Genomic DNA, 16,609 nt, shown 5'->3' with positions numbered 1-16,609 from the left:
GCATGAAAAAATAATAGGAAGGAGTAATGACGATGAAAGTACCTCTTAAATGGCTTAAAGATTATGTTGATATAAATGTCAGCCCGAAAGAATATGCGGATGCTCTCACCATGTCCGGATCAAAAGTTGAGGGCGTGGAAAAGCAGGGAGAAGAGATTGAAAAAGTTGTGGTAGGAAAGATAATCTCTGTAGAAAAGCATCCGGATGCCGACAAGCTGCAGGTTACACAAGTCGCTGTAGGGAAGGAGACAATACAGGTTGTTACCGGTGCCCAGAACATAAAAGTTGGCGATTATATACCGGTGGCTTTGGACGGATCGTCTCTGCCGGGAGGAAAGAAAATCAAGAAAGGCAAATTAAGAGGCCTGGAATCCTGTGGCATGATGTGCTCCATACAAGAGTTGGGGTATACCCGGTATGATTTCCCGGATGCAGCCGAGGACGGTATTTATATAATATCAAAGCAGACCCTGGTTGAAAAATATCTGGGGGGAAATACCGATGAAAAGCTGCTGGACGAAACTGTTTTAGGAAAAGATATAAAAGAAGTGCTGGGAATAGATGACGATGTGGTGGAATTCGAAATAACCCCCAACAGGCCCGACTGCCTGAGCATTACGGGAATAGCAAGGGAAACGGCAGCAACCCTGGACACCGAATTCAGAAAGCCTGATATAAAGGTAAAGGAATCGGGCGGTAATATTAAGGATTTGGCCAGCGTTGAAATATTGGATGCCGACCTGTGCCCAAGATATTCTGCAAGAGTTGTTAAAAACGTCAAGATAGGTCCTTCGCCGGAATGGATGAAGGAGCGTCTTAGGGCTGCAGGAATAAGGCCGATCAACAATATAGTTGACATAACCAACTATGTCATGCTGGAGTTGGGCCAACCGATGCACGCATTTGACCTCGACAAGCTGGAAGGCGGTAAGGTTGTCATAAGGAGGGCAAAGGAAGGAGAAATCATCAAAACCCTTGACGGAAATGACAGAAAGCTGGACCCGGATATGCTGGTTATAGCCGATGCTGAGAAACCGGCCTGCATCGCCGGAGTCATGGGAGGATTGGATTCGGAGATAACTGAATCCACAAAGAACCTTCTTTTTGAATCCGCAGTGTTTAACGGGACTTCCATCAGAACGACATCCAGAAAGCTGGGATTGAGGACGGAGGCATCCTCAAGATATGAAAAAGGCCTGGATGTGAATAACACCATCAATGTAGTCAACCGCGCTGCTCAACTGGTTGAGGAACTGGGAGCTGGTGAGGTGGTAAGCGGAATATTGGACTGCTATCCCAAAAAGGTAGAGCCCAGGGTTTTGAAGCTGGAAAGCGACAAGATCAATGCGCTTCTGGGAACTGACATCTCCAGGGAAGAGATGATCAGAATACTGAGAAAAATAGAACTGGAAGTGGATGAAGCTTCCGGCATGATTACGGTGCCAACCTTCAGGATGGACATAGAAGAGATGGCGGACCTGGCGGAGGAAATTGCACGATTCTACGGATATAACAGCATCAAGCCTACACTTCTCCATGGAAAAGAAACCACCAGGGGAATAAAGACCAAAAAACAGAAAATTGAGGATAGGATACTGGATGTAATGACTGCTTCCGGGCTTTCGGAAATATACACTTACTCCTTTACCAGCCCTGGTGTATTTGATACGATAAATCTTCCTAAGGATAGTCCGCTGAGAAATGCCGTAGTCATATCTAATCCTCTGGGTGTTGATTACAGCATTATGAGAACTACGACCATTCCGGATATGCTGACGGTGCTGGCCAGAAATTACAACAGGAGGGTGGAGGAAGCAAGGCTTTTTGAACTCTCTTATACTTACAGGAAGGATGTACCAAGAACATCTCAGGTGGAAGGAATTGACGAAAGCTCGCTGCCCAAGGAAATCCAGGTATTGACTCTGGGCATGTACGGAAATGCCGACTTCTATGATATAAAGGGTGTCGTAGAAGGATTGCTTGAAAAACTGGGAATTTCCAAGTATGAATTTGCACAGGAGACGGAAAATCCGACATTCCACCCCGGAAGGACAGCAGCGCTGCTAATAGATGGGGAGTATGCCGGGGTTATAGGTGAAATACATCCCGACGTCCTGGAGAACTATGACATACAGACGAGGGCTTATGTCGGAGTCATAGAGGTGGAAAAGCTCATAAACAACTATAACGATACAGTGCAGTACAAGCCGCTTCCCAAGTATCCGGCGGTTTCCAGGGACATTGCCATGCTGATACGGGATGAAATAACCGTAAAACAGGTAGAGGATATCATAAGGCAGCGGGGAGGAAAAATCCTGGAGAGCCTGAAGCTTTTTGACGTGTACAAGGGTAAACAGATACCTGAAGGCATGAAGAGCGTTGCTTATTCCATAACTTTCAGAGCTGAGGACAGAACTCTTACCGATGATGATGTAAATAAGAGCATGCACAAGATAATTGACGGACTGAAGAGAAATCTGGATGCCCAACTGAGAGAGTAAAAATGTTTGAAAGAGCAAAATATTGAGAAATTTGGACGTTCAGTTGAAAAAGCAAAATTATTGAGGGAGCAAATTACAGGGAAATTTGGACGCTCAGTTGAGAAATAAATATTTTTTATTAGAGCGGACCTACAAAAAAGACATCTGATTAAATTAACACGTTGTGCCAGCTAATTGGAGGTAGAATTGTGGAGAGTTGTCGGAAGTTTTTAATGTTACGCAACCATGCTACCGTAAATGTCAGCACAACGTGTTAATTTTGCTTTATTCAATCATATCGGAAGGCTTTATTTAAGCTGGCTTTTTGCCATCTCTATCATTCTTTTTACCATTTGTCCACCTATAGGACCGCCTTCCAATCCGTTTTGCCGAGCGCTTACATCACCTTTATAATGGTCATTGTTTTCTTTAACATACTGAAGATGACCGATTTCCTGTGCGCATTCCATCTTGAACTTAGTCCAAGCCTCCTGATCCTTGGAGGTAAATGCATTTTTTCTGTTAGACATATGTTTTCACCTTCTTTCTTTGCTTGCATATTCCTAAAAATTATTTATGTCAATTTTAGTGTTAGCAAAAATAAAAATATATTACGTATTAAATAATTACAGTGATAGCAAAATAATCATCAAAGTAAGATTTTTTCTTTAAAAAACCCTTAAAAAATGATATACTATCAAGAAGTCAGAAGAAAATTCCAGCTGTTTTGCAGCAATTAAAAATCGCATATAAGGTATAGTTCGGTTAAAGCCGGATGCCTGTAGTATAAAGGGATTATTTAGTCAGGAGGTAATTTTGATGGGAAAACTAAAGTTTGATTATTCAAAAGCAGCAAATTTTCTTGGAGATCATGAAGTTAAATATTATGAAAGCTTCATAAAAGCTGCTCATACAATGCTGCATGAAAAAACCGGTGCGGGTAATGATTTTTTAGGCTGGGTGGACCTGCCGGTAAGTTACGACAAGGAGGAGTTCGAGAGAATAAAAGCTGCGGCCCAAAAGATAAAATCCAATTCTGATGCCCTCGTGGTAATCGGAATAGGGGGTTCTTATCTGGGAGCGAGAGCGGCAATTGAGATGCTGTCTCATTCCTTTTACAACATGCTGCCTAAAGAAAAAAGGAAGACTCCGGAGATATATTTTGTAGGAAACAACATCAGTTCGACTTATGTAGCCGATTTGCTGGAGTTGCTGGAAGGAAAGGAGATATCGGTGAATGTGATATCCAAATCCGGCACTACTACTGAGCCTTCCATCGCTTTCAGGATATTCAAGGATTATATGGAATCAAAATATGGCAAGGAAGAAGCAAGGAAGAGAATCTATGCCACTACCGACAAGGCGAAGGGAGCCTTGAAAAAACTAGCTGTTGAGGAAGGATACGAAAGCTTTGTTCTGCCGGATGATGTCGGCGGAAGATATTCCGTACTGACTGCGGTAGGACTGCTGCCTATTGCCGTAAGCGGTGCCAATATAGATGAAATTATGAGAGGTGCGGCTGATGCCTATGAGCTTTACAAAAATCCGAATATAGACGAAAATCCATGCTATCAGTATGCAGCAGCAAGAAATGCTCTGTACAGCAAGGGAAAGACCACAGAAATAATGGTAAATTATGAGCCATCCCTCCATTACTTCACCGAGTGGTGGAAGCAGCTGTTCGGAGAGAGCGAAGGCAAGGACGGAAAAGGCATATTCCCTGCCGGAGTTGACTTCACTACGGACCTGCATTCCATGGGTCAGTATATACAGGAAGGGCTCAGAAACATTTTTGAGACTGTAATTTATGTGGAAAAGCCTAGAAAGAGCATAGTCATAAAAGAGGACAAGGACAACATCGACGGTCTTAACTTTTTGGCAGGAAAAGAAATGGACTATGTAAATAAAAAGGCTTTTGAAGGAACCCTTCTGGCCCACACCGACGGAGGAGTGCCCAACCTCGTGGTAAGCGTACCTGAACTTAGCGATTATTACTTCGGAAACATGGTTTACTTCTTTGAAAAGGCTTGCGGTATAAGCGGATACCTGCTGGGCGTAAATCCATTTGACCAGCCGGGTGTGGAGGCATATAAGAAGAATATGTTTGCTTTGTTGGGCAAGCCTGGTTATGAGGAGCAGAAAAAGAAGCTGGAAGAAAGACTTGGCAAATAAAGAATGTTGTCATAGAAAATAAGTTTGCAGCTTGGGGAAGCCGCCGAGCTATGTAATTTCAAATTAAAGACATTTACCCTATAAAATCATAAAACCGGATGCAGTACACTAATCTGTCATCCGGTTTATTTGTTTTTGTGCCGTCTTGTTTGTAATGTCTTGTTTATAACGAGGCTAAAGATGTCACCACTTCAAAGATAAAATACCGTAATTTCCGGTCGGGACATGAACCTTAAAGGAACGCACACATTTCCCAGACCTCTGTTAATATATAGATTTATGCTGTTCACCTTATGGAGCCCGCGCTTTATTCCCATCCGGCACAGCTTTTCACTGCGGAGCATTCGAAATTCCAGATCAAAGGGAGCCCAAATCTGCCCTCCGTGGAAATGCCCACAGAGCATGTAATCCACGCTGCCTCTCGGAAATTTCAGCACGGCATCGGGATTATGCACCAGGGCGATTTTAACCGGACGCTTGCCGGCGGAAGGGATACCATCGCCAGAACTATTGGCTTCGGAAGAAGCGAGGGCTTTATCGATGTCATCCGCATCGCTCCTTATGTCACCAACACCTATGATATTATAAATATTATCTCCCTTTTTAAAGAAGGCCGATTTATTCTCCAACACAGTTATGCCGTGGTTTTCCATCTGATCCATGAACTTTTTGAGCTCGGATTTATTATTGTAAAAAGCATAATAATCATGATTTCCGAGGCATGCATATATTGGGCGGCTGCTTCTTATCCCGTCCACAAACTCCAGAAAAGCCGGTATATCGGAAGGCCTTTGAACATAATCTCCTGTCATGACAATAATATCGGGATTCTCCCTTTCAATCACCGAAGCAACCTTTTTAGCGGACACCCTAAGCATATTAATATGTATATCCGATATCTGCAGGATTTTTAATCCCTTTTTGCTTTTTGTGAGCCTTATATGATCCACCTTAACAAAAGAGGCTTCCATGTACATATATATCAAAGCCGCAGCCAACAACCCCAAAAAAACATATAAATAGTGCATTCTGTTACCTCATTTCAAAAAATTATGTATGGAAGCCGCCCAACAATATAACAGTGATTAAGAAGACTTGCGACTTACCATACGGCCGGTGAAACTGTTATTTCAGCTTCATAGCCTATATAGCATATATACAATAATATAACAGCAAGTATTCCATACGGCAACTTAAACTTGAGGAAAATGAAATCCTGATACGTATATTAAAGAATAGGAGAGCAAGAATTTTTGATTTGTGATGCGTATTAGTGAAAAATGATTAACTGGAAGAAAATACCTGTAGATTTTGTATTTACTTCCAACTAGAATATAATAAGGGGGTAAGAAAAATGATAGGTGACGACAGGAAATTGTATCCTGTGAAATATACAATAAAAAGCTACAAAGCAAAGAATACGGTGACTATTAAACAGGCCATAAAATTTTCACTTATTACAGCTATTATAGTCTTTACACTATTTATTACTGCTTTAACATTGTATGATATGGCATGACGGAAAGGGATGGGCCGGAGTTTTTCCGGCCAACATGCCTTGTTTTGCCCATGTTTGTGTTGACAAAAGGGTTGGATGGAATTATAATTAAATTCGTTGTAAAAATGAAATGCGGGTGTGGTGGAATTGGCAGACACGCAAGATTTAGGATCTTGTGGTAACCCCGTGCAGGTTCAAGTCCTGTCACCCGCACCAACCTGTAATATATTAAAAGGATTCGGACCATCACGGTATGAATCCTTTTTTTGTATATTTAAGTTCGGATTATTTACAAAATAGAGGAATTTTATAAATAGTGATACAAATGCATCATGCAAACACAAGTGCATTGCAGGTTATTCGTTTAGAATGCCGAACTGTAATCTATATATAATGTTGCAAACAAATCTACATATGGAATATCTTTTAGCAAACAAACAGCACAAGAGTGGGCGTTTTAGAGCATTGTATTCAAAAGCCTTGTGAAGACTGAAGGGTACCCGGTGCAGAACGGTTGGGTGTTACAAACATGAGCTATACCCAAGTCATAGAGATGTCACCGGAACAAAACCGTCAAACGTGCTGAGAGAAATGTGGTAGAGTAATGGGGGATATGCGTATGCCTGCAAAAATACTAATAATTGAAGATGAAGTGGATATTCATAACTTCTTGAAGGATGTACTGGAGGATGCCGGATACCTTGTATCCGTTGCAGATGACGGCATGGAAGGTTTTATGAAGTTTCAGAACCAACATTTTGATTTAGTTTTGTTGGATATATTATTGCCCAAAATAGACGGTTATGTTGTTCTGGAAATGATACGGAAGGAATCTGACATTCCCGTAATAATGCTTACAGCTATGGGAAGTGAAAAGAATCAAATAAAGGGGTTTGATTTAAAGGCAGACGATTATATTGTAAAACCATTTTCTATGAATATTGTGCTAAAACGTATAGAAGCAGTTCTCAGGAGGGCAACCAAGGCTATTAACGAGGAGCCTCATGGGATATTGAAATATAAGGAGCTGACACTTGACCTAAAAAGCTATGAAGCCCGGATGTCTGGGAATCTGGTGGCACTCACCCGCACCGAGTTTGAGTTGCTGAGAAAACTGCTTGAAAACAAAAATTGCGTACTTACCCGCGATCAATTACTGAACGATATTTGGGGTTATGAGTTTTTTGGAAATGACCGTGTTGTAAATGTTCATATTGGCAATATCCGCAAGAAGCTTGGTGCAGATTATATTGAAACAATCAGAGGGGTGGGATACAAAATTGCTTCGGAGGATTAAAAGCAGCCTGAATGCAAAAACCTTTATCATCATTGCCACCTTGCTGATTTTGTCCGGTGTACTTATTTACACACTTGTTTTTATCTATATGCCTAAGACGTACAGAATTGAGCTGAATAAAAGATTTAATGCGAATTTCAGAACGCTGATAGAAACGTTAAATGAAGACAACGGTCAGAACACCGAAAGGTATTTACAGAATTTTTGCATATCGAACAATACCAGTGTTTATGTTACGGACAAAAACTTGAATATCATATATTCCATCCAGGCTGAGGGCATGGATGCTAACACTATGCCCGAAATGACGGATGATAACGTAACATTCCTCTCAGGAGTATATAAATGCAATGGTGAGGATTATATCGTTTCAGCCTATGCTAAAATGGATCAAATCGATCAGGTGAGTGATACCCTGATGAGCCTGCTTCCTTTTGTATTTATCTTTATCCTGGGCATATCCTTATTAGGTAGCCTCATTTCCTCCAGAGCTTTAACCAAACCGATCATAGAGATCAGCAAAATATCTAAAAAGCTGTCAGAATTAAATCTTACGTGGTTTTGCGATGTAAAACGTACTGACGAGATTGGCTCTCTTGCCGGCAATTTGAATGAAATGGCAAAGAAGCTTGATAAAGCGCTTTCTGACTTGAAATCAGCCAATGAGAATCTCCAAAAGGAGATAAAACGGCGCGATGACTTGTTTATGGCAATATCCCATGAGTTTAAAACGCCTGTTACTGTCATGCGCTGCGACCTGGAGGGCATGTTGCATAATATCGGGCGATATAAGGATAGAGAGAAGTATTTGAAGCATGCTTTGCAAGTAACGGAGTCAATGGAATCGCTTATACAAGAAATATTACAGGTAGGTCAAATCGGTTCAGATACCGATATGCTGGAGAAGACGCCCACTGATTTGTATGCATTGGTATACGAATGCTGCAATATGTATCAGGAATTAGCTCTCAAAAAGAAAATTGATATTCTGTGTAAATGCGATAAGAACGTCATTTCAGATGTTGATCCCAGCCATATGCTGAAAGCTGTTTCCAATATTATTGGCAATGCGGTACACCACTCTCCTGAAAGGCAAACCGTTATAGTTTCTTTGAAAAAAGCAAATGAAACCGCAACTTTAACGGTTGAGAATACCGGGGTTCATATTGCATCGGACGAGTTTGACCATATTTTTGAGCCATTTTGTAGAGTGGATAAATCCCGTAACCGCCATACTGGCGGCAGCGGCTTGGGATTATATATTGTAAAGGTCATACTTGAAGCGCATCAACTTCATTATACATTTAAAAATACGGAGCAAGGCGTTCGGTTTGAAATTATATTCCCGCTATCCTATAATTGATACAATAAAATATTACGCTACATAGAAAAGCAATTGCCTTAAACTCCTTTAACTTCTGTTGTTTAATCAAAAAAGACTGCCTCGAAGCGGTCTTTTTTGATTGAAAAATCTTGTCCTAATCTTGTCCTATTCTTAAATGTATCTTGTCCTTCCTTATCTATAATTCCTCAAAAAGGAGGTGCTATGGTGTCTTTTCTGAAAAGAACAGTGCTTTACTTAACAAGGAAAAAGGGGAAAACCCTTATTTTGCTTTTGCTTATTTTCATAGTAACAGCCTTTGTGCTAACCTGTTTTTCTGTTTTGTATACAACGCAGGCAGTATCTAAAAGCTTGCGTACATCTGTCGGAGCAGCGTTTCATATTCGTTCATCCATGGATTTTTCTTTTAATGGATCAAAAATTGATACTGAAAATGATGAGCAGGCTGTAATAACGGATATGGCAATACAACAAATTATGGAAAATGAAGAAATCAAATATTACAACGCCAGGAATTTTGCTTATGCAAAAAGTCGCCAGATTCGTTTTATCCCTGGAACAGGTCATACGGATGAAAATAATATGGGCGGATTATCCGCAAACACTTATTCTGCTCTGCATCCCTATTTTACAGATAAGATATTGGAGCTTAGCGAAGGCCGCCACATCACTCCTGACGACGAAAACTGCATCATCATAAGCGAGGAACTGGCAAGAATTAATCAGCTTTCCGTTGGTGATAAGATTTTATTGGCTCCTGCGGAATTTGAGCAGGAGGATGATGTATTCATTGATACCTTGAAAGATTCACCATACAGTGCGGAAGTGGAAATTGTGGGCTTTTTCAGAATATTAAAGCCGCAGGAGGATGCGGCCTATCAGCCTACCGCGGGGCTTTGCTCAAATCTCATGATTACGGACCATCATACATTGGTCGCATTGAACCGGATGCAAGCAGGCGTTTATACCGGTGGAGTATCATTCTATCTCTCCGACCCCATACATTTGGACTCAATTGTACGGAAAGTAAAACATTTAACCAGCATTGATTGGGACAGCTATTTTATTCTAAATGATGACTTTAATTATGAAAAGATTGCCGCGGGACTTAACACTATTCAAAATTTGATTCGGATATTGCTCGTTTGCATCTGTCTGGTAAGCGCTGCAGTACTCCTTCTTATACTGGCAATGAGAATGCGGGGCAGGGTACATGAAGCAGGTGTGTTGCTTTCTATTGGGTATTCCAGGAAGGAGATTGTGGGGCAGTTTATCGCAGAGGTTCTTTTGACGGCTTTTCTTGCCTTTGTCGGCGCTTATTTTCTCGCCGTAGCTGTTGCAGGTGGAATTAACAAGGGTATCGTGGAGAACATTCAAATTGTACAAGTGGAGGGGCAACCGGTAAAAAGCACACAAAACCTAACACTCGCATTACCGGCTGACATATCTCTTGTGATATTCATTTGCATTTTAGCAACATTGTTTTGCGCGGTATTCCTGTCATCTTCCATGATTATCAGGCTAAAACCGAGAGAAATACTCTCAAAAATGGCTTAGGAGGTAGAACAAATGGGTTTTATACAAAGAGCGTTTCTTTATTGCTGGCGGCAAAAGCTTAGAAGTCTAATATTGTTTTTGGTGCTGACAGCCGTTGCGACATTTGTATTGACAGGCGTCGCTATCGAAAGCTCCGCCAATGAAGCCGCTAAAAATATACGCACATCTGTTGGCGGGCAAATTAACTTGGCAGTTGATATGAGTGAAAAAAATTTAGTTACCAGACAGAGTCAATGGGGATATGACAAGGAGTATGTAGGTGACCCTATTACGGACGAAATTCTTGCAGCAATACGGGAGATACCTGGCGTAGTGGGTTATAACTCTGTCAGCAGCCCCGGTATCTTTGCAGCTGCTGTCAATTTTAAGTATTTGCCGGCTGTTATCAATATGGGACCAACCAAATACGGTGCTAATTCTGCTATGACTAAGACGATGTTTTCAGAGAAATACAGCGGATTTACCAGTGGTAAACTTAAACTGGTGGCAGGTAGGCACATTGTGGAAACAGACCGCAATGTCATAATGATTTCAAAGGAGCTGGCAGATTACAACAATTTATCAGTGGGTGACAAATTGCAGCTATATATCGATTACACGGATAAAATTGTTGAGCGGGAGATTGTTGGTATTTTCTCCGGCACGGAAGGAACAGGCGAAAACGCTTTAACCGTAGCCTCAAGGCCCGGCAATCAGTGCATCGTTGACGCAAAAGCGTCCGAAGATTCTTACGGTGAAGAGTATTCGGGATACTCCTCTCTGGACATTTATGTTGAAGACCCTGTGGATATTCGAAATGTTTATAACCGAATAGCCGAACACCCGTTGATAAAGGGTAAGACTTTTATCCTTAGTATTGACAGTGAGGAGTATGAAACCATTGCCAATCCGTTGGAATCCTTGCAGAGCTTGGTTCGTACCTTGATTATCATCATAACGGTTGTCAGTTTGGCTATTTTGGCACTGCTGCTGACCATTTGGATACGCGGCAGAGTAAAAGAAACCGAGATATTGATGTCCATCGGTGTGAGAAAAGAAAATATTATTGGTCAATTCGTATTGGAATGCCTCATAATAGCACTTATAGCTTTCGGCTTTTCTTACCCCTTAAGCCACATGACTGCCGATGTAGCCGGTAATTTCATTATGAGACAAGTTGTAGATGCATCCAATCTGCAGAATTTTGATAGCTCTGAGCTTGTTGAAGGCGATTATTCAGAATATTTTGACAGGTTGTCCGGCGCATCTTCTGCCGAACTGGTAAAGGAAATTGAAATTAAAATTATGCCAGAATACATGATATGGGTCTGTGGGATAGGAACTCTGTTGATTCTTGCCGCTGTCTTAATCGCATCCCACACCGTCATTCGGCTAAAACCAAAAGAAATACTTTCAAAAATGAGTTAGGAGGAAAATATAATGAAGAAACTGGAACTGGTAGGAGTCCATTACGCTTATGAGAAAGACAAACCTGTCCTGAAAGGTATAAATGCGGTTTTTGAACCGCGCAAAATATATGCTATACTCGGCCCTTCCGGCTGTGGTAAGACGACATTGCTATCCCTAATCGGAGGATTGGATGAGCCGACAAAAGGTGAAATCAAGCTGGATGGAAAAAGCATAGGTGAAAACGGCCTTTCCGCTCACCGACGTAACAATGTTGCTTTTATTTTTCAAAGCTATAACTTGATTGATTATCTTACTCCTGCCGAAAACGTCAGCCTAACTTCTAAATTGCCTCCCTTACCCATATTGGAGAAAGTTGGGCTGTCAAAGGAGGAGGCAAGGCGCAATGTACAGAAACTCTCGGGCGGCCAGCAGCAGCGCGTAGCTATTGCCCGTGCCCTGGCATCCGATGCCTCTCTCCTGCTTGCAGATGAGCCAACCGGCAACCTGGATGAAGAAACAGCGGGAGAAATTACCAAATTGCTTGTAGAAAGTGCCCATGAGTTAAATAAGTGTGTGATTGTCGTAACGCACAGTCAAGAGCTTGCAAAACAAGCCGATGTGATTTACAGGTTGAATCGTGGCAATATTCAAATCTGCAAATTATAGCTTTTAATAGGTCGTAATTACTGCAAGTATATGAAACATCAGTGAGATTTGAACTGATGATCATATTGATGGAAAACTATCAAGCGGCAGCTTCGGAAACAGCTGCCGTTTTTAATTGCTGTGTCCGCGGCCTCGAGTGTGCCAGCGGAGGTCTGACAAATTTATATACGCATATTTGATTGATGATTTTCTTATGATATGATGATATAATGATTTTAATTATAGCAAATACTGGCAAGTATTTGTAGACATTAATATTGCTTGCTTCCAGGAGGTATCATGAAAAAGTCTCTTGCTTGTCCCCTTATTTTAGCTGTGTTAGTTGCAATAGATCAGGTTAGCAAGCTTGCAATTGCGCATTATTTTGTGAATGCTGATATGGTTTTGATACCAGATATTTTGCGCTTTCGGCCTGTACTGAATACATATTTAAATTGGATAGCCAGCATAATTGAATATAAAACGCCTGTATGGTTTATGATAGCAGCTCAGATTTTTTCTTTAGCAATAGTTTTTTTATATTATCATTATCTCTCATATCTATGGACTCAAGGAAGGAAGTTCTTAAATGGAATGGTGGTATTTTTAACTGCAGGTATAATGTGTTCCTTTGTTGATGTAGTGTTTTGGGGCGGAAGCTTGGATTTCTTACGCTTGTTCGATTGGTTTACTTTTGATTTGAAAGATGTGTATTTAAATGTCGGTGTAATTTCTGCACTCATTTTTTGCGTTAATTATTACCTGAAGAAGTATTCAAAACTGAGTAAGGAAGAACGCAGGCAAACCAGTATACTACTATGGATAAGGAAGTGTATGCTTTCGTCAGCCAGAGAATAATATTAAGTTTTCGTCTCACAAAACCGCAGGTTTTAATTTCGATTCCATATCCAGGGGTGATGTGCAAAAGAAGTAATTTGCTTTCGAAGTAATAATGCAGCTGGGAGGAATTTGTAAATGATGAAAAATTTATTAGATCTTCAGCACGACAAATATGGATTAAAATCAATATTTCATGCAGTGATAGGGGTTGTCATACTCATAGTGGGGAGTATATTGGCATCACTGCCCGTCGATTTGTTTTACGGAATAACAAAATTAGAGGTTTCTGCTTTAGTAATAATAATCAGGCCAGTGCTAGAAATCGTTATACTGTCATTGCTTGTGTATTTGTATATCAGCAGGGTATTGAAACTGCCTTTGCAGGAGTTTCGTATATGTAAACCCCAAAATATCATTATTTGGATTATTTGCTCTTTTGTGCTTCCCCTTATTGTGTCAGCATTTTTTATTTTTCTGACCCCTGGCAATTTTTCTTCATCTAATTATGAAGCATCAAGAAATATTATGATTGTTCTGCGTGCTATTTTCAGTTCATGTCTGGCTGCCGGAATAACAGAAGAATTGGTGTTTCGAGGGCTGATAATGCATGTATTGGAAATCCGATGGGGAAAAGCAGTTGCGGTTGTCATTCCTTCGGTTTTGTTTGGAATGTTACACATTTTAAATATGGATAGTCCGAAAATAGCTGACATTCTCATTCTTGTAATTGCCGGAACTGCCGTGGGGATTATGTTCTCACTGATAGCAATACAAAGCAACTCAATATGGGCAAGTGCCATGGTACATGGCATATGGAATTTTATTATTATTGGTGGAATATTAGAGATAAGTGCAGAGTCATCATCAGCAATATTTTCTTATCAATTAACTTCTGAGTCCAGACTCCTGAATGGTGGCGCGTTTGGTATTGAAGCTTCGTTACCTGCTATAATTGGTTATGGTCTGGTAATAACATTAGCTCTATTAATGATGCGTAGAAATGATAAAAAAAGGACTGATTCCATTTTCACATCAGTAGACTAAACGAAAACTCAGCAGCGGGATAGCTAAGCTATCCCGCTTTTTTAGTTTCATGCCTTGCTACCGTTGGAGTTTCTCAATTAGCGTTTCCTGTGCGTAAAATGTTGTTTAAAGCTCATCACCATTGCTTTATTGCCGGTTATAGTCATTTGTAACGAGGTGACTTTGCTTTGTTTTACAGGCACGAAAGATACAGGCAATGCTTTAGTGCAAAACAATGATATAAATTGGCTATCAAGAAATCTTTTTCTTTAAGGAGAATATCTGAACATAGAATTTTCATAATTTTACTTGAAATCCTTTATATATTATTATAATATAAAAATATATCAAAATGATATCATACATAATCCAACTAAAAGGGGGGTTTAGTAATGGCTAATACGCTTAAAACTAATGAAAAAGAAATGCAGTATGAGGAAATCCAGGTGAAAGCGGCAAATGGCATGGTAATTCTTCTGTTGAACATTGCGCTTATGATCGCATCTCTGGTAGGATTTATCTTCGGATGTATTTTTGCAGGTAGGGATACAAGCAGTATCCTGGGTGTTATGCTGATAACAGTATCTTCTTTGTATCTTTTCATCGCAGGACCTATACTTTTCGGTGGTTTGAAAATATTAAAGCCGAAGGAAGCACTTGTATTGACCCTTTTCGGAAAGTATTACGGAACGTTGAAAGGCGAAGGCTTTTACTTTGTCAATCCTTTTGCCACCGCAATAAACCCTACAATGCCAGCTGCCACCACTGCAGCATTTACTGCTGCTGTAGATTTGAATCAGGATAAAAATGCTGCAGAAAGAGCTGCTGCTGTGGGTAAACTCAATAAAAAAATATCCTTGAAAGTAATGACTCTCAACAATGAGAAGCAAAAGATAAATGATCAGCTGGGGAATCCGATCATAATCGGAATAGTAGTTATATGGAGAGTAGTCAATACGGCAAAGGCTGTCTTCAATGTGGATAATTATACGGAATACCTGTCCATCCAATGCGACTCGTCCCTTAGAAATATTGTGAGCCAATATCCTTATGATTCCACCGGCGATGACAATGAAAAATCCTTGAGGGGCAGCAGCAGGGAGATTGCGGAAAGACTGAGGGAAGAAATTCAGTCAAAGGTCGAAATTGCAGGGCTTGAGATATTGGAGGCAAGGATCACTCATCTGGCTTATGCTCCTGAAATAGCAGCTGCTATGCTGCAGAGACAGCAGGCTTCGGCAATTATTGACGCAAGGCAGATGATAGTTGAGGGTGCTGTAGGAATGGTGGAAATGGCTCTTTCAAAGCTTAATGAAAATGATATCGTACATCTTGACGAAGAACGCAAGGCAGCCATGGTAAGCAATCTCCTTGTTGTTCTTTGTGGGAACAGGGATGCCCAGCCGGTTGTCAACAGCGGTTCAATATATTAATATATTAATGAATAAGAAGGGTGGGGTGATGATGCATGGAAAACAAGAATAATGAGAAAAAACAGATTCTGCTCAGGCTGTCATCATCCCTTTGGAAAGAATTGGTGGCTTGGTCGGAGGATGAGTTCCGCTCTCTAAATGGACAGATAGAGTACCTGTTGACAGAGTGTGTGAAGCAACGCAAAAAAAAGAACATCGATAATACGGATAAAGATGTTTAAAGTTGATTTTCAGGGATATATATTCTAAATAAATGAAAAACACTAGTATGCAACAGGGGAGAATCGTTCCATACTAGTGTTTTTTAGATAGGAAAAGCATTATCTCTTAGATGAGTACTTTACCTGTTACTACTAATAATAATCGATATTAAAAAAATATTCAATATGAAAAATGAAAATCCTCTTAAGCATAAAAATTTTCTGCCCATATATTTGATATTTGGTAATTTATATTTATAATAAGTTTTATAATAATTAAATTGCCTAATAGCAGTATGTTAAGGCTTGCTGCCTTACTGCATGATTTATTATGATAACAGGATGGGATGTGTATGGTGAATAAAAAATTTTCAAGGTTGGTCGCGTTTATTATTGCAGTGATTTTTTTCTTAACGTCCATCGGAACTGTTGGGATTTCACTCTTTTTCGGGAAATAATTTTCTCAAATGGATTTAAAGGAAAAACTGTCCATAAAATTTATGCTTTTATCTATTTTTATAAATAAATTATGTCGATAATTAAATTAAAATAAATGCATCGGATGAAATACGATGGGATATAAATAGCGATAAATAGAAAAAAATAGTACCTTTAATTGGAACGAATGTAAGATATTAAATTTTGATTAAAATCTATTGAAACACCTTTTACAGAATGGAAAAAGAGGATATAATTTTTGTAATGTTGTTTATTCTGCGGTATTCAATAAAGC

Annotated in this window: 14 protein-coding genes and 1 tRNA gene; 13 read left to right on the top strand and 2 right to left on the bottom strand. The window is 40.1% G+C overall.

Annotated elements, in window-relative coordinates; genetic code table 11:
- Window positions 1-32 precede the first annotated feature (32 nt).
- The gene (pheT, locus tag CDO33_RS10380) at window positions 33-2,501 is read left to right on the top strand and encodes a phenylalanine--tRNA ligase subunit beta (RefSeq protein ID WP_103082613.1); all 2,469 of its coding nucleotides are present in this window, start codon (window positions 33-35) and stop codon (window positions 2,499-2,501) included.
- Window positions 2,502-2,788: 287 nt separating this feature from the next.
- Here the strand turns inward: pheT and CDO33_RS10375 are convergent, their stop codons facing one another.
- Complete coding sequence (locus CDO33_RS10375; protein ID WP_103082614.1) at window positions 2,789-3,010, bottom strand: alpha/beta-type small acid-soluble spore protein; 222 nt, start codon at window positions 3,008-3,010, stop codon at window positions 2,789-2,791.
- Between the two features lie 289 nt (window positions 3,011-3,299).
- Here CDO33_RS10375 and CDO33_RS10370 point away from each other — a divergent pair, with 289 nt between their 5' ends.
- Complete coding sequence (locus CDO33_RS10370; protein WP_103082615.1) at window positions 3,300-4,652, top strand: glucose-6-phosphate isomerase; 1,353 nt, start codon at window positions 3,300-3,302, stop codon at window positions 4,650-4,652.
- A 191-nt stretch (window positions 4,653-4,843) separates the two neighbouring features.
- Here the strand turns inward: CDO33_RS10370 and CDO33_RS10365 are convergent, their stop codons facing one another.
- Entirely contained in the window at window positions 4,844-5,680 is an 837-nt protein-coding gene (locus tag CDO33_RS10365; protein WP_103082616.1) for a metallophosphoesterase, read from the bottom strand.
- Window positions 5,681-6,006: 326 nt separating this feature from the next.
- On the opposite strand from CDO33_RS10365, the gene CDO33_RS20840 reads away from it, so the two are divergent.
- From CDO33_RS20840 to CDO33_RS10315, 11 genes are all read left to right on the top strand, one after another.
- On the top strand, window positions 6,007-6,171 hold the full coding sequence (locus tag CDO33_RS20840; protein WP_161496581.1) for a hypothetical protein: 165 nt from the start codon (window positions 6,007-6,009) through the stop codon (window positions 6,169-6,171).
- A 111-nt stretch (window positions 6,172-6,282) separates the two neighbouring features.
- A tRNA-Leu gene (locus CDO33_RS10360) sits at window positions 6,283-6,366 on the top strand.
- Between the two features lie 403 nt (window positions 6,367-6,769).
- A complete protein-coding gene (locus CDO33_RS10355; RefSeq protein WP_103082617.1) occupies window positions 6,770-7,447 on the top strand; it encodes a response regulator transcription factor in 678 nt (225 codons plus the stop codon).
- The gene (locus CDO33_RS10350; protein WP_161496582.1) at window positions 7,431-8,810 is read left to right on the top strand and encodes a sensor histidine kinase; all 1,380 of its coding nucleotides are present in this window, start codon (window positions 7,431-7,433) and stop codon (window positions 8,808-8,810) included. Before CDO33_RS10355 ends, CDO33_RS10350 begins: the two co-directional genes overlap by 17 nt.
- 372 nt (window positions 8,811-9,182) lie before the next feature.
- Window positions 9,183-10,346, top strand: a complete 1,164-nt coding sequence (locus tag CDO33_RS10345) for an ABC transporter permease (protein WP_161496699.1) — start codon at window positions 9,183-9,185, stop codon at window positions 10,344-10,346.
- 12 nt (window positions 10,347-10,358) lie between these two features.
- On the top strand, window positions 10,359-11,753 hold the full coding sequence (locus CDO33_RS10340; RefSeq protein ID WP_103082620.1) for an ABC transporter permease: 1,395 nt from the start codon (window positions 10,359-10,361) through the stop codon (window positions 11,751-11,753).
- A gap of 12 nt (window positions 11,754-11,765) precedes the next feature.
- On the top strand, window positions 11,766-12,401 hold the full coding sequence (locus CDO33_RS10335; protein ID WP_103082621.1) for an ABC transporter ATP-binding protein: 636 nt from the start codon (window positions 11,766-11,768) through the stop codon (window positions 12,399-12,401).
- Between the two features lie 279 nt (window positions 12,402-12,680).
- Entirely contained in the window at window positions 12,681-13,238 is a 558-nt protein-coding gene (locus CDO33_RS10330; RefSeq protein ID WP_103082622.1) for a signal peptidase II, read from the top strand.
- A 117-nt stretch (window positions 13,239-13,355) separates the two neighbouring features.
- Window positions 13,356-14,264, top strand: a complete 909-nt coding sequence (locus tag CDO33_RS10325; protein ID WP_103082623.1) for a CPBP family intramembrane glutamic endopeptidase — start codon at window positions 13,356-13,358, stop codon at window positions 14,262-14,264.
- 371 nt (window positions 14,265-14,635) lie between these two features.
- On the top strand, window positions 14,636-15,676 hold the full coding sequence (locus tag CDO33_RS10320) for an SPFH domain-containing protein (RefSeq protein ID WP_422678811.1): 1,041 nt from the start codon (window positions 14,636-14,638) through the stop codon (window positions 15,674-15,676).
- Between the two features lie 35 nt (window positions 15,677-15,711).
- A complete protein-coding gene (locus CDO33_RS10315; RefSeq protein ID WP_103082624.1) occupies window positions 15,712-15,897 on the top strand; it encodes a type II toxin-antitoxin system antitoxin in 186 nt (61 codons plus the stop codon).
- Window positions 15,898-16,609: the final 712 nt, after the last annotated feature.

The sequence above is a fragment of the Clostridium thermosuccinogenes genome (genome assembly GCF_002896855.1).
GTDB lineage: Bacteria > Bacillota > Clostridia > Acetivibrionales > DSM-5807 > Pseudoclostridium > Pseudoclostridium thermosuccinogenes.
The sequence above is the reverse complement of the archived record's forward strand: the minus strand, read 5'-3'. Positions and strand labels throughout refer to the sequence as shown.